This is a genomic window from Caulobacter sp. CCUG 60055, from assembly GCF_022750545.1.
GTDB lineage: Bacteria > Pseudomonadota > Alphaproteobacteria > Caulobacterales > Caulobacteraceae > PUIC01.
This window is the reverse complement of the sequence record NZ_PUIC01000001.1, coordinates 506,560-526,017: the sequence shown is the minus strand read 5'-3', so window position 1 is coordinate 526,017 and position 19,458 is coordinate 506,560. Positions and strand designations below refer to the sequence as shown.

At 70.5% G+C, this 19,458-nt stretch carries 20 protein-coding genes; 8 read left to right on the top strand and 12 right to left on the bottom strand.

Going from position 1 to position 19,458, the window contains the following annotated elements; genetic code table 11:
• Nucleotides 1–69 precede the first annotated feature (69 nt).
• Genes pyrC through ruvX form a run of 4 tightly spaced genes read right to left on the bottom strand, consistent with a single transcriptional unit; the run spans nucleotide 70 to nucleotide 3,848 of the window.
• Nucleotides 70–1,383: a dihydroorotase gene (pyrC, locus tag C5708_RS02465; protein WP_242917475.1), complete on the bottom strand. Its 1,314-nt coding sequence runs from the start codon at nucleotides 1,381–1,383 to the stop codon at nucleotides 70–72.
• Nucleotides 1,383–2,360 carry an aspartate carbamoyltransferase catalytic subunit gene (locus tag C5708_RS02460; RefSeq protein ID WP_242917473.1) on the bottom strand — a complete coding sequence of 326 codons (978 nt, stop codon included), beginning with the start codon at nucleotides 2,358–2,360 and terminating at the stop codon, nucleotides 1,383–1,385. Before C5708_RS02460 ends, pyrC begins: the two co-directional genes overlap by 1 nt.
• A 34-nt stretch (nucleotides 2,361–2,394) precedes the next feature.
• The gene (locus C5708_RS02455; protein ID WP_242917471.1) at nucleotides 2,395–3,318 is read right to left on the bottom strand and encodes an alpha/beta hydrolase; all 924 of its coding nucleotides are present in this window, start codon (nucleotides 3,316–3,318) and stop codon (nucleotides 2,395–2,397) included.
• 56 nt (nucleotides 3,319–3,374) lie between these two features.
• Nucleotides 3,375–3,848, bottom strand: coding sequence for a Holliday junction resolvase RuvX (gene ruvX, locus C5708_RS02450; RefSeq protein WP_242917469.1), 474 nt, complete (start codon nucleotides 3,846–3,848; stop codon nucleotides 3,375–3,377).
• A gap of 192 nt (nucleotides 3,849–4,040) precedes the next feature.
• Here ruvX and gatC point away from each other — a divergent pair, with 192 nt between their 5' ends.
• Both gatC and gatA read left to right on the top strand, forming a co-directional pair.
• Complete coding sequence (gatC, locus tag C5708_RS02445) at nucleotides 4,041–4,328, top strand: Asp-tRNA(Asn)/Glu-tRNA(Gln) amidotransferase subunit GatC (RefSeq protein ID WP_242917467.1); 288 nt, start codon at nucleotides 4,041–4,043, stop codon at nucleotides 4,326–4,328.
• Nucleotides 4,328–5,800, top strand: coding sequence for an Asp-tRNA(Asn)/Glu-tRNA(Gln) amidotransferase subunit GatA (gene gatA / locus C5708_RS02440; protein ID WP_242917464.1), 1,473 nt, complete (start codon nucleotides 4,328–4,330; stop codon nucleotides 5,798–5,800). Before gatC ends, gatA begins: the two co-directional genes overlap by 1 nt.
• Nucleotides 5,801–5,935: 135 nt before the next feature.
• Here the strand turns inward: gatA and C5708_RS02435 are convergent, their stop codons facing one another.
• On the bottom strand, nucleotides 5,936–6,253 hold the full coding sequence (locus tag C5708_RS02435) for a hypothetical protein (RefSeq protein ID WP_242917462.1): 318 nt from the start codon (nucleotides 6,251–6,253) through the stop codon (nucleotides 5,936–5,938).
• Between the two features lie 122 nt (nucleotides 6,254–6,375).
• On the opposite strand from C5708_RS02435, the gene gatB reads away from it, so the two are divergent.
• Entirely contained in the window at nucleotides 6,376–7,857 is a 1,482-nt protein-coding gene (gene gatB / locus C5708_RS02430; protein WP_242917461.1) for an Asp-tRNA(Asn)/Glu-tRNA(Gln) amidotransferase subunit GatB, read from the top strand.
• A 61-nt stretch (nucleotides 7,858–7,918) separates the two neighbouring features.
• Here the strand turns inward: gatB and C5708_RS02425 are convergent, their stop codons facing one another.
• Both C5708_RS02425 and C5708_RS02420 read right to left on the bottom strand, forming a co-directional pair.
• A complete protein-coding gene (locus C5708_RS02425; RefSeq protein ID WP_242917459.1) occupies nucleotides 7,919–8,239 on the bottom strand; it encodes a hypothetical protein in 321 nt (106 codons plus the stop codon).
• Between the two features lie 170 nt (nucleotides 8,240–8,409).
• A complete protein-coding gene (locus tag C5708_RS02420; RefSeq protein ID WP_242917457.1) occupies nucleotides 8,410–8,889 on the bottom strand; it encodes an RcnB family protein in 480 nt (159 codons plus the stop codon).
• Between the two features lie 209 nt (nucleotides 8,890–9,098).
• On the opposite strand from C5708_RS02420, the gene C5708_RS02415 reads away from it, so the two are divergent.
• On the top strand, nucleotides 9,099–9,824 hold the full coding sequence (locus tag C5708_RS02415; RefSeq protein WP_242917455.1) for a glutathione S-transferase N-terminal domain-containing protein: 726 nt from the start codon (nucleotides 9,099–9,101) through the stop codon (nucleotides 9,822–9,824).
• 163 nt (nucleotides 9,825–9,987) lie between these two features.
• Nucleotides 9,988–10,260, top strand: coding sequence for a sel1 repeat family protein (locus C5708_RS02410; protein WP_242917453.1), 273 nt, complete (start codon nucleotides 9,988–9,990; stop codon nucleotides 10,258–10,260).
• Nucleotides 10,261–10,278: 18 nt separating this feature from the next.
• Here the strand turns inward: C5708_RS02410 and C5708_RS02405 are convergent, their stop codons facing one another.
• Complete coding sequence (locus tag C5708_RS02405; protein WP_242917451.1) at nucleotides 10,279–11,016, bottom strand: polysaccharide biosynthesis/export family protein; 738 nt, start codon at nucleotides 11,014–11,016, stop codon at nucleotides 10,279–10,281.
• A 114-nt stretch (nucleotides 11,017–11,130) separates the two neighbouring features.
• Here C5708_RS02405 and C5708_RS02400 point away from each other — a divergent pair, with 114 nt between their 5' ends.
• The 3 genes from C5708_RS02400 (at nucleotide 11,131) to C5708_RS02390 (ending at nucleotide 14,686) form a co-directional block, all read left to right on the top strand.
• Nucleotides 11,131–12,639, top strand: coding sequence for a Wzz/FepE/Etk N-terminal domain-containing protein (locus C5708_RS02400; RefSeq protein ID WP_242917449.1), 1,509 nt, complete (start codon nucleotides 11,131–11,133; stop codon nucleotides 12,637–12,639).
• Nucleotides 12,640–12,710: 71 nt separating this feature from the next.
• A complete protein-coding gene (locus C5708_RS02395) occupies nucleotides 12,711–13,421 on the top strand; it encodes a sugar kinase (RefSeq protein WP_242917447.1) in 711 nt (236 codons plus the stop codon).
• The gene (locus tag C5708_RS02390; RefSeq protein WP_242917445.1) at nucleotides 13,418–14,686 is read left to right on the top strand and encodes an O-antigen ligase; all 1,269 of its coding nucleotides are present in this window, start codon (nucleotides 13,418–13,420) and stop codon (nucleotides 14,684–14,686) included. The genes C5708_RS02395 and C5708_RS02390 overlap by 4 nt, the downstream gene beginning before the upstream one ends.
• Before the next feature lie 25 nt (nucleotides 14,687–14,711).
• On the opposite strand, the gene C5708_RS02385 is transcribed toward C5708_RS02390, so the two are convergent.
• Genes C5708_RS02385 through C5708_RS02370 form a run of 4 tightly spaced genes read right to left on the bottom strand, consistent with a single transcriptional unit; the run spans nucleotide 14,712 to nucleotide 19,446 of the window.
• Complete coding sequence (locus tag C5708_RS02385; protein ID WP_242917443.1) at nucleotides 14,712–15,473, bottom strand: polysaccharide deacetylase family protein; 762 nt, start codon at nucleotides 15,471–15,473, stop codon at nucleotides 14,712–14,714.
• A complete protein-coding gene (locus C5708_RS02380) occupies nucleotides 15,473–16,408 on the bottom strand; it encodes a glycosyltransferase (protein WP_242917441.1) in 936 nt (311 codons plus the stop codon). Before C5708_RS02380 ends, C5708_RS02385 begins: the two co-directional genes overlap by 1 nt.
• The gene (locus C5708_RS02375; protein ID WP_242917439.1) at nucleotides 16,405–17,853 is read right to left on the bottom strand and encodes a lipopolysaccharide biosynthesis protein; all 1,449 of its coding nucleotides are present in this window, start codon (nucleotides 17,851–17,853) and stop codon (nucleotides 16,405–16,407) included. The genes C5708_RS02380 and C5708_RS02375 overlap by 4 nt, the downstream gene beginning before the upstream one ends.
• Nucleotides 17,854–17,865: 12 nt before the next feature.
• On the bottom strand, nucleotides 17,866–19,446 hold the full coding sequence (locus tag C5708_RS02370) for an exopolysaccharide biosynthesis polyprenyl glycosylphosphotransferase (protein ID WP_278253693.1): 1,581 nt from the start codon (nucleotides 19,444–19,446) through the stop codon (nucleotides 17,866–17,868).
• Nucleotides 19,447–19,458 lie beyond the last annotated feature (12 nt).

Below are 19,458 nucleotides of genomic sequence, written 5' to 3'. Positions count from 1 at the left end.
GCCCAGGAAGCGGCGGGTCCGCCGTTCATCTCACGGCGGCGGCGACAAAAAAAGAGCGGCGCGCCCGGCTTACTGCGCCGTCTTGTGGATCACCCGGCCGTCGACCATGGTCAGCAGGACCTGGCCCTGGAGCCGGCGGCCGTCGAAGGGCGAGTTCTTGGACTTCGACATCAGGCGGGCGGCGTCGACCACCAGCGGCGCATCGATGTCGCACAGCACCAGATCGGCGGGGGCGCCGGCGGCCAGGCGGCCGGCCTGCAGGCCCAGCAGCTGGGCCGGCGCCAGGGTCACGGCGCGGATCAGGTCGACCAGCGGCGCGCGCTCCTCGTGGTGCAGCGTCAACAGGCCGGGCAACAGGGTCTCCAGCCCGACGGCGCCGGGCGCGGCCTCGTCATAGGGCAGGCGCTTGTCCTCGGCCGGCGCCGGCGCGTGGGCCGAGACCACGATGTCCACCAGCCCGTCGGCCAGCGCCTCGATCAGCGCCTGGCGGTCGTCCTCGGCCCGCAGCGGCGGGGTCAGCTTGCAGAAGGTGCGATAGTCGCCGATGTCGAGCTCGTTGAAGCTCAGGTGGTTGATCGAGGCCGTGGCCGCGACCTTCAGGCCCCTGTCCTTGGCCCGGCGCAGGGTGGCCAGGGCGTCGGCGCAGGTGATCTGGTCGACCAGCAGCTGGGCGCCGGTCAGCTCGGCCAGCGCCATGTCGCGTTCGAGCATGATGCGTTCGGCGACCACCGGCGCGGCGGGCAGGCCCATGCGGCCGGCGAATTCGCCCTCGGTCGCGGCGGCGCCGGCGCTGAGATAGGGATCGGCCGGGCGGTGCGAGATGATCGCGCCGAAGCCCGAGGCGTAGCTCAGGATGCGCCGCATCACCTTGGAATCGACGATCGGCCGGTCGGCGTCGGTGAAATAGACCGCGCCCGCCTCGCGCATCAGGCCGATCTCGGCCATGCGCTCGCCGGCCAGGCCTTTGGTCGCCGCGCCGGCGACGTGGACGTGCACCAGTTCGACGTCGCGGGCCCGGCGCAGGATGAAATCGACCACCGACGGCTCGTCGACGGTCGGATCGGTGTCCGGCTGCACGACGATGGAGGTGACGCCGCCGCCCGCCGCGGCCCGCGCCGCCGATTCCAGCGTCTCCTTGGTTTCCGAGCCGGGCTCGCCGGTCTTGACCCGCAGGTCGATCAGGCCGGGGGCCAGCATGGCGCCGTTGCAGTCGATCACCCGCACGTCCGGGGACAGCGCCTCGAAGCCGGGGCGGCGGGCGACGTCGGCGATGACGCCCTCGGCCACCACCAGGGCGCCGGGGCCGTCGTAGCGGCTCTCGGGATCGACGAGGCGGGCGTTGACGAAGGCCGTGGGGGCCGATTTGCCGGCGTTGCGGGGCATCAGGCGTTGTCCAGTCGCGCGGCCAGCGAGGCCAGCACCGCCATGCGCACCGCCACCCCCATCTCGACCTGATTCTGGATCAGACTGACGTCCAGGTCGTCGGCGATCTCGGAATCGATCTCGACGCCGCGGTTCATCGGCCCCGGGTGCATGACCCGGACGTGCGGCGCGGCGCGGGAAAGCTTTTCACGATCAAGACCGTAGAAGCGGAAATATTCGCGCATCGACGGCACCAGCGCGCCCTGCATCCGCTCCAGCTGCAGACGCAGCATCATCACCACGTCGACGCCGGCCAGGCCGGCGCGCATGTCGTGGAACACCTCGACGCCCCAACGGTCGGCGCCGGCGGGCATCAGGGTCCTGGGGCCGACCAGCCGCACGCGCGCGCCGAGCAGTTGCAGCAGGCCGACATTCGAGCGGGCGACCCGGCTGTGCAGCACGTCGCCGCAGATGGCCACGGTCAGGCCCTCCACGCGGCCGAACGCCCGGCGCATGGACAGGGCGTCGAGCAGGGCCTGGGTCGGGTGCTCGTGCTGGCCGTCGCCGGCGTTGATGACGCTGCAGTCGACCTTCTGGGAAAGCAGGTTGCCGGCGCCGGACGAGGCGTGGCGGACCACCAGCAGGTCGGGCTGCATGGCGTTCAGCGTCACCGCCGTGTCGAGCAGGGTCTCGCCCTTGGCGATCGACGAGGTGCGCGGGCTCATATTGACCACGTCCGCGCCCAGCCGCTTGCCCGCCAATTCGAACGAACTCTGCGTCCGCGTCGAGTTCTCGAAGAACAGGTTGACCAGGGTGCGGCCGCGCAGAAGCGCCGACTTCTTGTCGCGCTGCCGGTTCAGTCCGACGAAGGCGTCGCCGAGGTCCAGCAACGCCGTCGCCTCCAGCCGATTCAGGCCGGCGACGGAAAGCAAATGCTTGTGGGGAAAAGGGAAGGCGCGCTGTCGGATCAGATCTTCGATGTCGGCCGCGCCCTGCATGGGGGGCACCCTATACGGAGGATTCCGACCGCGCTCAAGGCCGTGCGGGCGGGACCAGTTGGTTCAGCCAGTCGACCAGGGCGCCGGCCAGGGCGACGCGGTGGGCGTCGAAGGCGTGGTCGTCGGCGAAGTGGATCTGCGTCACCCGCCTGTTACCCAGCTTCCGGGTCCGTTCGGCGAGACCGTCGGCGAAGCCGCGGAACCCGTCGTCGGCCGTGACCAGCAACAGGGGGCGGTCGGCCAGGGCCGGGGTGAAGGCGACGAAGTTCTCGGTCTTCGCGTGGGCGAGCAGGTCGTCCGCCAGGGCCTCGGCCGTGGTGTTCAGTCCTTGCAGGCCGTTGTCGTTCAACGCCTTGGCGCCGATGGCGCGGGGATCGGGCGCGCCGGAGGCGATCACCTGGAGGTCCATCGCGCCGATGTCGCCCGGCGCGAACAGGGCGCCGCCCAGCACCTTCTTGTCGGCGGCGAGCGTCGCGGCGGTCATGTAGCCGCCCATGCTGTGCCCCGCGACCGCGATGCGGCCGGCGTCGATCCGGTATTTGGCCGCGACCGCCGGGTCGCGCAGCCAGGCGAGGGCGGCCAGGCAGTCTTCGGCCGAACTGGTGAAGCTGAATGTCCCCGGGCTGCCCCAGGCGCCGCGATAGTGCAGGGTCAGCACGTTCCAGCCGGCGCGGCGGGCGGCCTGGGCGAGGTCGAGGTTCTGCTCCAGCCCGGGCAGGCCGTGCAGCAGCAGCAGGGTCGGGTGGGGCCCGGCTCCGGCGGCCAGGTAGATGACGCCGTTGATGACGACGCCGTGGCTGGGAACGCCAGCGTACTGCATGTCGGCGGGATGGGCCTTGTCCGGCGCCGGGTCGGCGGTGACGGCGGCCGGGATCGCGGCGGGAGCCGCCGAAGCGGTCAGCGGCGCGAACCCGACGGCGGCGGCGAACATGACGGCGGCGAGGCGCATCGGCTTCATCCCTGGAGTCTTCTTCTTGTCCAGGGACGGAGTTCGCCGGGATTCGCCGAACGCGGCTATCCCTCGGCTTGCCGCAGGCGGTCCAGGGCGCCTTGCAGGATGTAGGTCGCGGCCATCTTGTCGACCAGTTCGGCGCGGCGGGCGCGGGTGACGTCGAACTCGCCGACCAGCATGCGGTTGACGGCGGCGCTGGACCAGCGTTCGTCCCAAAAGGCGATGGGAATGTCGCGCAGGCGCAAGAGGTTGCGGGCGAAGGCCCGGCTGGACTGGCAACGCGGTCCCTCGGTGCCGTCCATATTGACCGGCAGGCCGATGACGATCCCGCCCGCCTGCCGGCTCTCCATCAGCTTGAAGAGCGCCGCCGCGTCCTCGGTGAACTTGGACTTGCGGATCAGCTCCAGGGGGCTGGCGATCATCCGCGTGGCGTCGGAGACCGCGACGCCGATGGTCTTTTCGCCCAGGTCGAGGCCGACGACGGGCGAGCGGGCCGGCAGGGCGGCGGAGAGGTCGAGAAGATCGAGGACGGCCATGCGTCTCCCATAGCCGCGATCCCGGCCGAAGCGAAGCGGGCGACGAAAACTCATCCAGGCCCTGCGCCGCGCCTCGGCGGGATGACGATTCTGGGGCCGCAGGCGCAACGAACCTTGTCAAAGAGAGCCTGGGGCGAGTAACCCCTGCGGCTACGCATTACCTGCGAAGACGCAACTATCGAGGAAGGCCCCATGGCCATCGACGCGGCGACCGTGCGCAAGGTCGCCAGACTAGCCCGCATCCAGGAGCCCGAGGAACGGCTGGAGCCGCTGGCCCAGGAGCTGTCCGGCATCCTGCAGTGGATCGAGCAGCTGAACGAGGTCGACACCGACGGCGTCGAGCCGATGACCTCGGCGGTGGCGGTGTCGCTGCCGATGCGCGACGACGTCGTCACCGACGGCGGCGATCCGTCCCGCGTCCTGGCCAACGCGCCCAAGAGCGTCAGCAACTTCTTCGTCGTGCCCAAGGTGGTTGAATAATGGCGTCCCTGACCTCGCTCACCCTCAAGGGGGCGCTGGACGGTCTGGCGTCCGGCGCGTTCTCGGCCGTCGAGCTGACGCAGGCCCATGTCGAGGCCGTCGAGGCGGCCCGGCCGCTGAACGCCTTCGTGCTGGAGACGCCGGAGAAGGCGCTGGAGATGGCCCGCGCCTCCGATTCCCGCCGCGCCCGTGGCGAGGCCGGGCGGCTGGACGGCGCGCCGCTGGGGATCAAGGACCTGTTCTGCACCGAGGGCGTGCGTTCGACCGCCTGTTCCAAGATCCTCGGCGACTTCGTCCCGACCTATGAATCCACCGTCTCGGCCAACCTGTTCCGCGACGGCGCCGTCATGCTGGGCAAGCTCAACATGGACGAGTTCGCCATGGGCTCGTCCAACGAGACCTCGGCGTTCGGCGCGGTGGTCAATCCCTGGCGTGCGGCTGGGTCGAACCAGGCCCTGACCCCCGGCGGCTCGTCGGGCGGTTCGGCGGCGGCCGTCGCCGCCGACCTCTGCCTCGGCGCGACCGCCACGGACACCGGCGGCTCGATCCGCCAGCCGGCCGCCTTCACCGGCACGGTCGGCATCAAGCCGACCTATGGCCGCTGCTCGCGCTGGGGCGTCGCGGCTTTCGCCAGCTCGCTCGACCAGGCCGGCCCGATCGCCAAGACCGTCGAGGACGCGGCGATCCTGCTGACCTCCATGGCCGGCCACGATCCCAAGGACTCGACCAGCCTGCCGGTCGAGACGCCGGACTTCGCCGCCTTCGTCGGCAAGTCGGTCAAGGGCCTGCGGGTCGGCGTGCCGAAGGAGTATCGCGTCGACGGCATGCCGCCCGAGATCGAACAGCTGTGGGCCAAGGGCGTCGAGTGGCTGCGCGACGCCGGCTGCGAGATCGTCGAGGTGTCGCTGCCGCACACCAAGTACGCCCTGCCGGCCTATTACATCGTCGCTCCGGCCGAGGCTTCGTCGAACCTCGCCCGCTATGACGGCATGCGCTACGGCCTGCGCGCCGACGGCGCCAACCTGACCGAGGTCTACGAGAACACCCGCGCCGCCGGCTTCGGCGACGAGGTCAAGCGCCGCATCCTGATCGGCACCTACGTGCTGTCGGCCGGCTATTACGACGCCTACTACCTCAAGGCCCAAAAGGTCCGCCGCCGCATCGCCGACGACTTCGACCGGGCCTGGGAAAGCTGCGACGCGCTGCTGACCCCGACCGCGCCGTCGGCGGCGTTCGGCCTCGGCGAGCGCCAGGCCGACCCGATCGCCATGTACCTGAACGACGTCTTCACCGTGACGACCAACCTCGCCGGCCTGCCGTCGATGAGCGTGCCGGCCGGGCTGGACGCGGGCGGGTTGCCGCTCGGCCTGCAACTGATCGGCAAGGCCCTGGACGAGGGCACGCTGTTCTCGCTGGCGGGCGCCGTCGAGCGGGCGGCGGGTTTCCGCGCCAAGGCTCAGCGGTGGTGGTGAGCCGCCTTGCCAAGGCTCAGCGGTGGTGGTGAGCCGCCTTCCAGGCGCGTGAGAACGAGGACGGCCGCCGGATCGCTCCGGCGGCCGTTTTTCGTGGCGGCGCGCCCATCGGCCGAGGCTGGCGGGCGCGGATGATCAGCTCGCCTTGTCGAGGTCGGCCTGGATGGCCTTGAGCTTGGCGTCGTCGAGCTGGGCCTGGGGAAACTGCGCCAGGGCGCGCAGGCTCATGCCCTTGACCATTTCCAGGTGAGGCGAGGTCAGCAGGCCCGGCATGTCCTTTTCCAGCACGGCCTTGGTCGCCGGGTTGGCGATCAGGTCGGCGATGCTGGTGGTCTCGACCGACGGCTTGGCGGCGGCGGTCGGCGCGGCCTTGGCTTGGGCGTCGGCGGCGAGCGCGCCGGAAGCGCCGGCGAGGCTCAGGACGAGCCCGGCGAGGGCGGCAGTCTTCATCATGGAGGTACATCCCCGGTTCGCGGCCGGATTGGCGCGCGGCGGCGCAGAAAACAGTGTTCCGCGCCCGGGCGCAAGAACGCGGGCTCTCCCTTTGCCTCGCGTGGGCGTGTAAGACGCGGGGCATGACCGACTCTGCTTCTTCCAAACTCATCCAGGGCCGCACCGGCCCTTGGGAAATCGTCCTGGGCCTGGAGGTCCACGCCCAGGTCGCCTCCAACGCCAAGCTGTTCTCCGGCGCGGCGGTGGGTTTCGGCGCGGGACCGAACGAACAGGTCAGCCTGGTGGACGCGGCCATGCCCGGCATGCTGCCGGTGATCAACCGCCACTGCGTCGAGCAGGCGGTGCGCACGGGCCTGGGCCTGAAGGCGCAGATCAACCTGAAGAGCCGTTTCGACCGGAAGAACTATTTCTATCCCGATCTGCCGCAAGGCTATCAGATCAGCCAGTTCAAGGACCCGATCGTCGGCGAGGGCGAGATCGAGGTGGAACGCGACGACGGCACGACCTTCACCGTCCGCATCGAGCGCCTGCACCTGGAGCAGGACGCCGGCAAGTCGCTGCACGACCAGGACCCCAACTTCACCTATGTCGACCTCAACCGGGCCGGCACGGCGCTGATGGAGATCGTCTCGCGACCGGACATGCGTTCGTCGGACGAAGCGGCGGCCTATGTGAAGAAGCTGCGCACCATCCTGCTCTATCTGGGCACCTGCGACGGCGACATGGAGAAGGGCAACCTGCGCGCCGACGTCAACGTCTCGGTGCGGCGGCCCGGCGGCGAGCTCGGCACGCGTTGCGAGATCAAGAACGTCAATTCCTACCGCTACATCCAGCAGGCCATTGAATACGAGGCCCGGCGTCAGATCGAGATTCTCGAGGACGGCGGCAAGATCGACCAGGAGACCCGCCTGTTCGACCCCGGCAAGGGCGAGACCCGTTCGATGCGTTCGAAGGAGGAAGCGCACGACTATCGCTATTTCCCCGATCCCGACCTGCTGCCGCTGGAACTCGATCCGGCCTGGGTCAAGGCGATCCAGTACAGCCTGCCCGAACTGCCCGACGCCAAGAAGGCGCGTTTGCAGAGCCAGTACGGCCTGTCGGCCTATGACGCCGGGGTGCTGGTCACCGAGGCCGCCCGGGCCGACCTCTATGAGGCGGCGGTGGTCGGCCATGACCCCAAGCTGATGGCCAACACCGTCACCCAGTCGGTGCTGACTTTCGCCAACGCCACCGGGGCCGAGGTGACGGCCGCCGGCGCCGGCCACATCACCGTGGCCATGCTGTCCGAATACGCCCAACTGATCGAGGACGGGGTGATCTCGTCCAAGATCGCCAAGGAGGTGTTCGAGCGCATGGCGGCGGGCGAGGGCGATCCCAAGGCCATCGTCGAAAAGCACGGCCTGGTCCAGGTCACCGACACCGGCGCCATCGAGGCCGCGGTCGACAAGATCATCGCCGCCAACCCGGACAAGGCGGCGGCGGTCAAGGACAAGCCCCAGGCGATCGGCTGGTTCGTCGGGCAGGTGATGCGCGAAACCGGCGGCAAGGCCAACCCGGCGGCGGTCAACGACATCCTCAAGGCCAAGCTCGGCGTCGCCGAGTGACCTGAAACACAGCCCGCCGTCCCGCGTTCGGCGGGGCGGCGGGCCTGAGGTCAGGGGCTGCTTATTGCGGCGTCGTGGACTGCGCCGCGTTTGAAGGCTCGGCCTTGGTCTTGGGGGCCTTGTGCTTGTGCTGGCCGGACTTGGCGTCGGCGGCCGACATCGCCGCGCCCGACTTCTCGTCCGGGGCCATGGTCGAGGCGGGCGCCCCGCGCGCGGTCGCCGGATCGGCGGCCGGCTGGGCCGGCTCGGCCGGCGCTTGCTGGGATTGCATGGCGGGGGCGGGCTGGGCGGCCGGCTCCTGCGGGGCGGGCGGGCTCTGGGCGAAGGCCGCGGAGGCGGCGCCGAGGACGGCCAGGCCGGCCATCAGGCTGAGGGTCTTCATGGGAGGCCTCGTTGCTTGCGACGTCTTGCTGACGACGCTGAAACGCTGGCCGTTGAATGGGGCCTAAATGGCGCTCGGGAAAGGTTATTTCGCCCGATGCGTGACCAATATTAGGCGCCGGGCGTCGCCCGGAATTAGTTCCCGGGCGACGTTCCGATTTTTTCTACTGTCTAGTTGTTAGCTATCACGTCGAAGATCAGGCCCGTCGCTATGGCGGCGAGCAGATATTCATTGCCTACCCGATACCAATAGTAGCCATGGGGCGGCGGCCGCAAGTGATAGCGGTAATAGTCGTTGACCACATAGCCGCGATAGGACGGCGGCAGATAGGCGCCGCGCCGCCAGGCGATGTAGCCCGGGCGGTAGCCGGGCTGGCCGTAATAGGCCTGAGGCGGCGGGCCGTAGTGCCAGCGGTTCTGATAGTAATAGCCGTTGTGGCGGCGGTCGTCCCAGTCGCGTCGGCGGCGGTCGTCCCAGTCTCGCCGGTCGTCCCGGCGATCCCAGCCGCCGCGATCCCAACGCCCCTGGTCGCGATGGTCCCGTTCCCAGCGGTCGCGGTCCCAGCCGTCGCGCGGATCGGCCGACGCGACCCCGGCCATCGGGCCGAGGACCGCCGCGGCGGTCGCCAGGGTGAGGATAAGGCGCTTCATATCGTCCTCCTTCCAGTTCCGACGCCGTTGCCCCCGGCGCTGGAACTTGTTTCAAGCCTTGAGGTGGAGAGTGACGGCCTGCGCGTGAACTGACGCTGAACACGATCGTCAGTCCCCGGCCGGCTCGGCCGACGGCGACGGCCCCCTGGCGCCGGACGGGGAACCGTCCCATGTTTGCGGCGCCGGAAATCCAGCGTGAGGGACGCCCCATGAGCCAGCCGATCGAACTGCACTATTGGCCGACGCCGAACGGGTGGAAGATATCCATCGCCCTGGAGGAGATGGGGCTGCCCTATGTGATGATCCCGGTGAACATCGGCGCCGGCGACCAGTTCGCCCCGGAATTCCTGGCCATCAGCCCGAACAACCGCATGCCGGCCATCGTCGACCCGGACGGCCCGGACGGGCGGCCGATCTCGGTGTTCGAATCCGGCGCCATCCTCCAGTATCTGGGCCGCAAGTCCGGCAAGTTCTATCCGGCCGACGAGCGCGCCCGCGTCGAGGTCGACCAGTGGCTGTTCTGGCAGATGGGCGGGCTGGGCCCGATGGCCGGACAGACCCATCACTTCCGCCAGTACGCGCCGAGCTTCATCTTCGACCAGCGCCAGGTCGCCTACGGCGCGATCCGCTACACCAACGAGACCAATCGCCTCTATGGGGTGCTGAACAAGCGCCTGGCTGACCGCGACTTCATCGCCGGCGCGTTCTCGATCGCCGACATGGCCTGCTGGCCCTGGGTCGTGCCGTGGCGCAACCAGGGCGTCCAGATCGAGGCCTTTCCGCATCTCAAGGCGTGGTTCGACCGTGTCGGCGAGCGCGCCGGCGTGCAGGCCGGCTTCAAGGTGGGCAACGAACTGCGCAACAACACCCTGGCCGCCAGCGGCAAGGACGCGGAGAAGGCGCGGGCGGTGCTGTTCGGCCAGCGGGCGCGGTAGGCGGCCCGTCCGGCGCCGGTTGTCCGGGCCTAACCCTTGAATTCCTTAATGTAAGGTGATTTCGCGCTTAACCTTATTTTCAAGGCCCTCAGGCTTTTCTCATCCCCGGACATCGCAGAGGGCCGGCAGAAGCCGGCCCGCGACTTCGCAGGGAGTGTGGAAGATGCACACTTGTATCGAGACGCCGGCCGCCGACATGCCGTTGCCGCAGACGGATTCCACCGGCGACGAGCTGTTCCGCATGGGGCTGCTCTATTCGACCGGGCAGGGCGGCGCGCCGCTGGACTACGTGTCGGCGCACATGCTGTTCAATCTGGCCGCCATGCGCGGCTCGATCGAGGCCAAGGTCTATCGCAAGGAACTGAGCCAGGAGATGGACCCGGCCGACGTCGCCGAGGCCCAGCGCGCCGCGCGCGAATGGCTGGCCCACGGCTGAGCCGGGGCCGGCGGCGCGCTAGTACACGGTCGAGCCGTTGAGCGCGTAGCTGAAGCCGATCTGCACCGGCAGCAGGTCGCGGAAGTATTGCTGGACGAACTGCCCCGCCTCCGAGACGCCGGTGCGGGGCACGTAGACGATGTCGAACCGCCGCAGCGGCGCCTGATCGGCGCGGCCCGGATCCGAAATCCCCCTCGCCAGGTCTATGGTGCGCATCATCGCCCGCCCGTCGCGGCCGCGGCGGATGATCACCACCTGGCTACGCTTGGCCGAGGTCTTGAAGCCGCCGGCCTGGAAGACGGCGCGCAGGGCGTCGATGTCGCCGGGCATGTCGTAGACGCCGGGCTTGTCGACCTCGCCGCCCACGAAGATCTTCAAAGGCTGCGCCGTCTTGACGGCCACGCGCACGTCCGGCCGGATCAGCTGGCGGGCGTAGGCGTGGCTGAGCGCCGCCTGGGCGTCGACGACCGACAGGTCGGCCACCATAACCGGATCGATCAGCGGCAGGCTCACGCGGCCGTCCGGCTGGACGAGGGCGATCTTGTTCAATTCCGGCGCGCTGGCGATCGAGACGTCGAGTTCGTCGCCGGGATAGAGCCGATAGGACGGCTCGTCGTCGCTCCAGGTGGCGTAGCCGATATTGGCGAAGTCGGCGGTCGGCCGCGGCGTCGGCGAAAAGGTGTCCGACACGCAGCCGGCGAGCCCCGCGGACAAGGCGAGCGGCAAGGCGAAACCGAGACGCCGGATGCTGGACATGGCCGATGAACGCTCCCTCAAGTGCTATGGGGGAAGGTTAAAGAAAATGGGTAACCATTGGTTAATCGCCTTGCTGCGAGGTTCCGAAAGGGAACGGAACGGTTGCGGATTCGCATGGGCGGCGCTCAAGCCTCGACACAGAGATCGCAGACCGCTTCGCGCAGCGACGGCGGCGAGCCGTGGGGTTTCCACGTCCGCTATGCGCCTTCGGATTTCGTGACGCTGCTATGGCGCGAGCGGTTCCTGATGCTGTGGACCTTCGCGATCCTGTTTCTCGTCGGCCTGATCGTCGCGCTCACCCTGCGGACGACCTATCCGGCCCGCGCCAGCGTGCTGATCAGCCTTGGCCAGGAATATGTCTACGAGCCGCGAGCCGGCGACGCGGCCCGGGGGGCCATTCCGGAACTGGATCAGGTGACCCAGTCCGAGGCCGAGATCCTGGGCAGCGATTCGGTGCGGCTGCGGGTGGTCGAGCGGCTCGGCGTGCCGGTGATGGCCCCGTCGCAGGCCGCGCGCTACGCCAAGGCCCTGCCGGCCGAAAAGGCCGAGATGGCCAGCAAGCTCGCGCAGTCGGTCAGCCGCGGCCTGAAGATCGAGACCGCGCCCGGCAACCCGGTGGTCCGCCTGACCTATGAGAACCGCGATCCCCAGCTGGCGGCGCGGGTGCTCAACGCCCTTGTCGAGGAATACCTGATCCAGCGGCGCACGGTGCTGATCGACCGCACCACGCCGGTCCTGGCCGAACAGCGCAAGAGCTTCGAGGAACGGCTCGCCGACGTCGACGCCGCCTACGAGACCTTCCTGACCACCAACAACATCGGCGACTTCGAGGCCGAGCGCGCCGCCCTCAACCAGCTTCAGCAGTCCCTGCAACAGCAGAAGTACGCCAACGAGGCGTCGCTGCGGCAGAAGCAGGGACAGCTCGCCGGCCTGTCGGCCCAGCTGGGGCAGATCAATCCCGAGGTCGGCCTCTATCGCGACATCAACAACAAGGCCGCCGACCAGCTGGTCGAGGCGAAGGCGAGGCGGGAGGACCTTTTGTCGCGCTATCGTCCCGACTCCCAGCCCGTCCAGGCCGTCAACGCCCAGATCGCGCAGCTCGAACAGGCGGTGGCCGGCGGCCGCGCCCAGGGCGAGGGGACCAAGCGCCTGGGCGTGAACCCGGTGTTCCAGACCCTGCAGACCGAAAGCATCCAGGCCCGCGCCGAGGTCGAGGCGCTGCAGCAGGCCACGGCCACGGTCGACGCCCAGATCGCCCAGGTGACCCAGAGGCAGCTGCGCCTGGCGGCGCTGGAGCCGCAGTTCCAGAACCTCTCCCGCGAGCGCGACGTCTTGCAGAGCAACGTCCGCGACTTCACGGTCAAGGAGGAGGAGAGCCAGGCGGCCCAGGCCATGGCCCAGAAGAGCAACGACAATATCCGCATCGCCCAGCGGGCCGTGACGCCGACCGAGGGCAAGAGCCTGAAGAAGCCGGTGTTCGTGCTGGCGGTGCTGTTCGCCGCCTTCACCGCCCTGTGCGTCGGCCTGCTGCGGATGTTCCTGCGGCCGGGCGTGCCGACGCCGGCGGCGGCGGCGCGGACCCTGGACCTTCCGGTGCTGGCCATGGCGCGGCTGAAGGCCTGACGGCCAGATCGCGCACGCCTTGGGCGAGTCGTGTTAAGCGTTTCGAACGTTGCGCACACGGCGATTCGACGATGGTGGATCTCAAGGCGGAAATGGCGCAGCTGTGGGCGTCCCTGGGTGGAGCCTGGAGCCCGCCGTCGCCCGGCCATGGCCGCATGATCCAGTTCATCGGCGGCCGGCGCGGCGAGGGCACCTCCACCGTCGCTCGTGAATTCGCTCGCTACGCCGTAGAGCGGGTCCGCCGCGCGGTATGGCTCGTCGATCTCGATCTGCTGAACAACGCCCAGCACGCCGCCCTGGCGGCCGATCCGGCGCGGTTCGGCGCCCTTGGCCGCCCGGCGGCGGCGTCGCCCGACGGCTCGGCCTTCTTCACCGTCCAGCCGGCCGTGCGCGGCCAGGACGGGCGGACGTGGCCCGACGCCGGCTATCTGGTCGCGCATCCGGTCGGCCACACCCGCCTTTGGGCGACGCGGTTCCGACGGGAATCGATGCGGCCCGACCAGACCGTGCACATCCTCGGCTCGGGCGCCTATTGGGGCGCGCTTAGGCGCTACGCCGACCTGATCGTGGTCGACGCGCCGTCGCTGGACCGTTCTCCGGCCGGGTTGGCCGTGGCCCCGTTCGCCGACGTCAACGTCATGGTGATGTCGGCCGACACCGGCGACGTGCGCGCCTCCAGCCAGCTCAAGGAAGCCCTGACGGCGGCCGGGGCCCGGTGCGGCGGCATCTTCTTCAACCGCGTGACGGTCGAACCGCCCAAGTTCCTCAAGGCGCGGTCATGACCATCTCGTCGGCCGCGTGGCTTCCCCCGCGCGAGCAGACGGCCCGCCCGACGGTGGTGGACGTGATCGCCTTCGTGCTGGCGGTGATCATGTTGCTGGTCTTCAGCCAGGCGTGGGTGCTGCCGGTGGCGGGCGAGAAGGCCGATCCCGCCGCCTCGGGCCTGTTGCGCGCCCTGTTCTTCCCCGCCTACGCGGCCGGCCTGATCCTGCTGGTCCTCAGTCCCGGCAGGATGCTGCAAGGACTGGCCCGCCAGCCGTTCCTCTGTCTGCTGATGCTGATCGTCTGCACGTCCATCGTCTGGTCGATAGCGCCCGACCAGACCCTGCGCCGCTCCTTCGCCATCGGCTTCACCACCCTGTGCGGCGCGGTGCTGGCCACGCGCTATCGCTGGGCGACCCTGGTCGAGGTGCTGGCCGCCGCCTTCGCCATCCTGGTGGTCGCCTCCTATGTCGCCGGCGTGGCCATCCCCTCGATCGGGCGCATGCACGACCTGTTCCCAGGGGCTTGGCGGGGTCTTTGGACCGAGAAGAACGCCATGGGCGGCAACATGGCTCAGTTCTTCCCGGTGCTCTGCGCCGCGGCCCTGCTCAATCCGTCCCGGCGGGCGCTGTGGTGGACGGCGGCGGGACTGGCGGCCGGACTGGTGCTGCTGTCGACCTCGAAGACGGCGCTGATGGCCCTGCTGCTGGGGGCGGGGGGACTGGTCTTCGTCGGCCTCGTCCGTCGCGGGCGGGTGACCGGCGTCGCGGCCACCTGGATCGGCGTGGTCGGGCTGCTGGTCATCGTCTCGGCAGGGATTTTCGCGGCCGATGCGGTGTTCGCTCTGCTGGGCAAGGACGCCACCCTGACCGGGCGGACCAAGATCTGGGCCGGCGTCCTGCGTCAGATCGACGCGCGGCCGTGGCTCGGCTACGGCTACGGGGCGGTATGGAACGATCCGTCCGGCCGGGGGCCGCTGGCCTGGATCACCCATGACGCGGGTTTCCGGCCGCAGCACGCCCACAACGCCTGGCTGGAGCAATGGCTGGGGCTGGGCGTGGTCGGACTGGCCGCCTGGGTGCTGTTCTACCTGCAGACCATCACCGCCGCCCTGGTGGCGGTCTATCGCGAGAAAGGAGCCTACGCCGCCTTTCCGTTCCTGCTGATCTTCAGCCTGCTCAGCCTCACCGAGAGCATCGCCGTCACCTACAACGACCTGCGGTGGGTGGTGTTCGTGATGTTCGCCGTCAAGCTGGCCTATCCGGATCGGCTCGCGCTCCGTTGAACGGGTCGATCCTTGCGCCTCGCCGCTAGGCGGCGATGCGGCGCAGGCCCTCGGCGGCGGTGACGATGTCCAGGCCGCGGGCGCTGGCCGCCGCGATCAGCCGGGCCAGGGCGGCCGGCGTGCAGCCCCAGGCCGAGGGCGTTTCGCAGACGTCGTGGGTGTAGAGGATCAGCCAGCCCCGGCGCGCGGCGGCCGTCTCGATCCAGCGCGCCGCGACCGCCTCGCCATCCGCGCCCTCGACGCCGACGGCGGGCGCCTGGTTCAGATCGACGCCGTCCTCGATCAGGCCGTGGTGCAGTCCGCGCAGCAGGCCGTAGCGGCCGGCCAGGACGCGCTTGGCTCGCGGCGAGACGTCGCCATAGGGATAGGCGAAGGTCGCCGCCGCCGGCGCGCCCCATTCGACCAGGGTCGCGCGGCTGCGGCCCGCATCGTCGGCGATCTCGGCCGCCGTCGCCCGACCGCAGTCGAGGTGCGAGAAGGTGTGGCAGGCGATGTCGTGCCCGGCCGCCATCGCCCGCTCGACGGCCTCGCGCCGGGCGATCGGCCCCATCGGGCCGTCGGTTCCGGCCAGGCCGGCGGAGACGTAGAAGGTGCCTCGCGCGCCGACGGCCTCCAGCAGGGCCGCGCCGGTCTCGAAGGCGGTGGCGGGCGCGTCGTCGAAGGTGAACGAGACCATCGGCCGCTCCAGCCGCACACGGGCGGGCCGGCGCGCGATCCAGCGCGACAGCCGGCGGCGCAGCTTGCCCTTCAACGAGCGGTCGGCGCTGTAGGCCTGGCCAGCGTCCATCAGATCGCCTCCGCATAGAGCGCGGCGCGGTACAGCCGCATCGAGAAGGCCCGCACGCCCAGGGGCGCGCCCTCGGCCAGGGCCAGACGCTTGAGCAGGGGCCGCCACAGGCCGCGCAGCGGCGCGCGCTTCAGGGCCCGGGCGGCGCGATAGCTGGGATAGCCGGACAGGATGTCGGGGTGGGCTGAGGCGACGCGGGCGAAATTGGCGGCCGATTGCTCGTACTTGGCGGCGATGACGCCGGCCGGGTCGAGGCCCAGGTGGGTGGCGGTGTTGTCCAGATGCAGGATGTCGTGGCGGCGCGAGACCCGCATCGCCCATTCGACGTCCTCCCAGCCCCAGCCCGAGAAGCCCTCGTCGAAGGCCTCGCCGTCGAAGACGTCGCGGCGTACCAGCAGGTTCGAGGTGAAGACATATTTTTCGGGCGTCAGCCGACGCACGCGGCTGGGGGCGCAATCGGATTTCAGGGCCATGGCCCGATGCAGGGCGTGCTCCGGCCGGCGCGGGGCCTGGTCTAGCGAGAAGCCGCCGAACGCCACCGCCGGGGCGGCCTCGGCGATGAGGTCGAGATAGGCGCCCAGGAACCGGCCGTCGTCCGGCAGCATGTCGCTGTCCAGGAACAGCAGCCAGCGGCCGCGCGCCTGGGCGGCGAGGCGGTTGCGTCCCTTGGCGCGGCCCTCGTTGCCGTCGAGGCGGATGAAGCGGCAGGGGAGCGAGAGGCCGGCGGCGACGGCCTCGACCCGCGCGGCCAGACCCGCATCGCCGCCGCCGTCGTCCAGCGTGACGATCTCGACCCGGCCGTCCGCCGCGCCGGCTTCGCGGTCGAGCGCCGCCAGCAGCGTGCAGGGATCGTCGCGGAAGAACGGGATCAGCACCGACAGGGTCGGGGCCGCGTCCGGCCAGGCGGCGTTGTCGCGGACGGCGGCCTCGCTCATGCCGCCCTCCGGGCCTGGAGGGCGCGCAGCAGGCGCAGCGAGCGGCTGCGCGCCTCGCCGGCGTCGAGGGCGAAGGCGGCCAGTCCGTAGACCGCCACGCCTAGAGCGGCCTTGGCCAGCAGTTCTACGAGACCGCCCCAGGCCGGAACCACCCAAACCGCCGCCGCCATCGCCGCCGCCGCCGCTCCGGCGCGGACGAGCACGCCCCAGGGCACCGGCAGGACCAGAGCCCGGCGGCCGAGCAGGGACGAGGCGGCCAGGCCGAGCGCGTAGCTGGCCGTCGTCGCCCACAGCGCGCCTTGCAGTCCGAAACGCGGGATCATCACCAGATTGAGCACGAGGTTCAGTCCCGCCGGGATGGCCATGGCCAGCAACAGCAGGTGCGTGCGCCGCGCCAGGGTGAAGGCGGTGTGGAAATAGTAGGTGGTGAAGCCGGCGAACAGGGCGCTGGCGGCGATCCAGGGCGTCACCTGGGCGGCGCCGGCCCGCAGGCCTTCGCCGACCATCACATCGGCGAGGGGGCGCGCGACCAGGGCCAGGCCGACGGCGGCGGGAATAGCGATCAGCGCCATGAACGAGGCCTGGTCGCGGGCGGTCGCGGCCAGGGCCCGGGGCCCGCCCTGTTCCAGCGCGGCGACGGCCGCCGGGCCGCCGGCCATGCCCAGCCAGATGAACAGCACGTCGAGCGTGCGGTTCGCCAGGCTGTAGCCAGCGTGATAGACGCCGACGCTGGTCTCGTCGAGGAACGCCGCCAGCAGCAGGCGGTCCGTCGTGGCCAGGATCAGGGCGAAGATCAGCGACAGCGACACCGGCACGCCGTAGACGGCGTAGACGCGAAGCTGGGCGCGGTCGAGCCGGCCGCCGCGCGTCCGCTTCAGCTCGGTCGGCAGGGCCCACAGCAGGCAGACCGCCGCCGCCGCGCCGACGCCGGCCATGGGCGCCGCGCCGCCCCAGCCCAGCAGGGCCAGGGCCGCGCCGATCAGGAAGCCGCCCGCCGTCTGCGCCATGTCGAGCAGGGCCGCCCCGCGCACGTCGCCGGCGGCGCGGCGGCGCTCCTGGGCCAGCTTGGCGAGGCTGCGGAACAGGATGGTGGCCAGCCCGGCGGCGATGGCCAGCTTCAGCGGCGCGCCGAGTGGCCACAGCCAAAGGATCGCCCCGGCGATCAACGGGAAGACCGCCGCCAGCACCGCCCAGGCGCGGTAGAGGGTGGCGAAATGATCCGGCAGCCGGCCGGCCTGGGCTTCGGCGGCGTAGAAGCGGGCCATGGCCGCTTCGAGCCAGGTGAAGACGCCGGTATGGACGAGGGTCATCACCGAGAAGGCGAGGGCGTAGGCCCCATAGTCGGCAGGCGCCAGCACCCGGGTGAAGACCACGATGGTCAGAAGACCGGTCAGGCCTTGGACGATGTTGACCGGCAGGTAGCCGAGCACGCCGCGCCAGAACATCGCGTTGCCGTCCTAACGGGGGGCCAGTCGGTCCCCGAGCAGGCAGGGGATGGTCATGGCCAGGATTTGCATGTCGAACCAGAAGGATTGCCGCTCGATGTACTCGATGTCGAGCGCGACGCGGCGGCGGACCAGTTCAGGCGTGTCGACCGGGCCGCGCGAGCCGTTGACGGCCGCCCAGCCGGTCATTCCCGGCTTCATGCGATGGCGATGGGCGTATTCGGCGACGAGCCGGGCCGACTCGGCGTCGCCGGTCATCATGCCGATGGCGTGCGGGCGCGGCCCGACCAGCGACATCTCGCCCGTCAGCACGTTGAGGATCTGCGGCAGCTCGTCGAGACTGGTGCGGCGGATGAAGCGGCCGACGCGGGTGACGCGGTCGTCGCCGATCCGCACCTGGCGGCGGGCGCGGGGGTCGCTGTCCTCGGCCCGCATCGAGCGGAACTTCCAGACGACGATTTCCTCGTTGTTGAAGCCGTGGCGGCGCTGGCGGAACAGGATCGGGCCGGGGCTGTCGAGGCGGATGGCCAGGGCGACCAGCGCCATCACCGGCGCCGACAGGACCAGGGCCAGGGCGCCGATCACCAGATCCTGCGCGCGCTTGACGGCGGCGCGGCGCTCCTGCTGCGGCGCGCCGGAGATATGGGCCACCGGCGTGTCGGCGAGCCGGGAGACGGCGGCGGCGCGGGCGCTGTCGTCCTCGACGTCGACGAAGAGCGTGATCTCGTTGGGCAGCACCCGCAGCTTCTCGACCAGCTGGCGCACGCGGGCCTGGGCGGTCGATGTCACGGCGATGACGATCTTGTCGACGTACGGCACGATCTTGTGGTCGAGCAGGGCGTTGATGTCGCCCAGCACGGGCACGCCGGCGATCGAGGACGGAGCGCGGCCGATGCGGTCGTCGAAGATGCCGAGCACCGCCACCTCCTTGGTGGCCAGGGCGGCGGCGATGAACTTCTCGGCGTTCTCGGTGGCCCCGACCACGACGATGTTGGGGGTCAGGCGGCCCGAACGGCGCCAGCGCGCCATGCTCGTCCACCACCACACGTGCAGCAGATACAGGCTGGCGAACGCCAGCAGGTACCACAGGGTCACGCCCTGGGGCGCGGTCGAGCCGCGGCCCAGCAGCGTCACGCCCGCCAGGGCGGTCAGGCCGGTGAGGGCGAACACGGCGCTCAGGCGCAGCAGATGGCGGGTCAGGTTCTCCGCGTGGCCGAAACGATAGAGGTCGAGCGCGCGCAACGCCCACAGCAGCACGCCGGCGGCCATGACGAACGGCAGCACGGCGCCGACGGGCGCCTGTAGAGGATCGACGGGCGAGGTCACGGTCCAGGCCAGCCCGGCCAGGGCGACGGCGACGGCGGCGTCGGTCAGCTGGAACGCCCAGATCGGCGCCCGCATGGTGGCCCGCGCCCGGGCCGGCACCAGCTTGCGCGGCCGGAAGGGCCCCCGCCGGCGGCGCGCCTCGGTCGCCTGATCGTCGGCGGCTTCAAGCGCGTCGACGGCGGCGACGTCCGACGCCACGCGCCCGGCCGCCGCGCCGTCCGGCGTGCGCTCTGGGTCTGAACCCGGCTTGAAGGCTGGCGCGAGCATCAGGGCCTATCG

What these genes read in the sequence shown, in the direction of transcription:
- C5708_RS02435 (WP_242917462.1), bottom strand. Translation starts at nt 6,253, where the DNA reads ATGATGAAGACTGCCGCCCTCGCCGGGCTCGTCCTGAGCCTCGCCGGC.
- pyrC (WP_242917475.1), bottom strand. Translation starts at nt 1,383, where the DNA reads ATGCCCCGCAACGCCGGCAAATCGGCCCCCACGGCCTTCGTCAACGCC.
- C5708_RS02370 (WP_278253693.1), bottom strand. Translation starts at nt 19,446, where the DNA reads ATGCTCGCGCCAGCCTTCAAGCCGGGTTCAGACCCAGAGCGCACGCCG.
- C5708_RS02385 (WP_242917443.1), bottom strand. Translation starts at nt 15,473, where the DNA reads ATGGACGCTGGCCAGGCCTACAGCGCCGACCGCTCGTTGAAGGGCAAG.
- gatB (WP_242917461.1), top strand. Translation starts at nt 6,376, where the DNA reads ATGACCGACTCTGCTTCTTCCAAACTCATCCAGGGCCGCACCGGCCCT.
- C5708_RS02410 (WP_242917453.1), top strand. Translation starts at nt 9,988, where the DNA reads ATGCACACTTGTATCGAGACGCCGGCCGCCGACATGCCGTTGCCGCAG.
- C5708_RS02375 (WP_242917439.1), bottom strand. Translation starts at nt 17,853, where the DNA reads ATGTTCTGGCGCGGCGTGCTCGGCTACCTGCCGGTCAACATCGTCCAA.
- C5708_RS02395 (WP_242917447.1), top strand. Translation starts at nt 12,711, where the DNA reads ATGGTGGATCTCAAGGCGGAAATGGCGCAGCTGTGGGCGTCCCTGGGT.
- C5708_RS02415 (WP_242917455.1), top strand. Translation starts at nt 9,099, where the DNA reads ATGAGCCAGCCGATCGAACTGCACTATTGGCCGACGCCGAACGGGTGG.
- ruvX (WP_242917469.1), bottom strand. Translation starts at nt 3,848, where the DNA reads ATGGCCGTCCTCGATCTTCTCGACCTCTCCGCCGCCCTGCCGGCCCGC.
- C5708_RS02455 (WP_242917471.1), bottom strand. Translation starts at nt 3,318, where the DNA reads ATGAAGCCGATGCGCCTCGCCGCCGTCATGTTCGCCGCCGCCGTCGGG.
- C5708_RS02405 (WP_242917451.1), bottom strand. Translation starts at nt 11,016, where the DNA reads ATGTCCAGCATCCGGCGTCTCGGTTTCGCCTTGCCGCTCGCCTTGTCC.
- C5708_RS02380 (WP_242917441.1), bottom strand. Translation starts at nt 16,408, where the DNA reads ATGAGCGAGGCCGCCGTCCGCGACAACGCCGCCTGGCCGGACGCGGCC.
- C5708_RS02460 (WP_242917473.1), bottom strand. Translation starts at nt 2,360, where the DNA reads ATGCAGGGCGCGGCCGACATCGAAGATCTGATCCGACAGCGCGCCTTC.
- gatC (WP_242917467.1), top strand. Translation starts at nt 4,041, where the DNA reads ATGGCCATCGACGCGGCGACCGTGCGCAAGGTCGCCAGACTAGCCCGC.
- C5708_RS02400 (WP_242917449.1), top strand. Translation starts at nt 11,131, where the DNA reads ATGGGCGGCGCTCAAGCCTCGACACAGAGATCGCAGACCGCTTCGCGC.
- gatA (WP_242917464.1), top strand. Translation starts at nt 4,328, where the DNA reads ATGGCGTCCCTGACCTCGCTCACCCTCAAGGGGGCGCTGGACGGTCTG.
- C5708_RS02390 (WP_242917445.1), top strand. Translation starts at nt 13,418, where the DNA reads ATGACCATCTCGTCGGCCGCGTGGCTTCCCCCGCGCGAGCAGACGGCC.
- C5708_RS02425 (WP_242917459.1), bottom strand. Translation starts at nt 8,239, where the DNA reads ATGAAGACCCTCAGCCTGATGGCCGGCCTGGCCGTCCTCGGCGCCGCC.
- C5708_RS02420 (WP_242917457.1), bottom strand. Translation starts at nt 8,889, where the DNA reads ATGAAGCGCCTTATCCTCACCCTGGCGACCGCCGCGGCGGTCCTCGGC.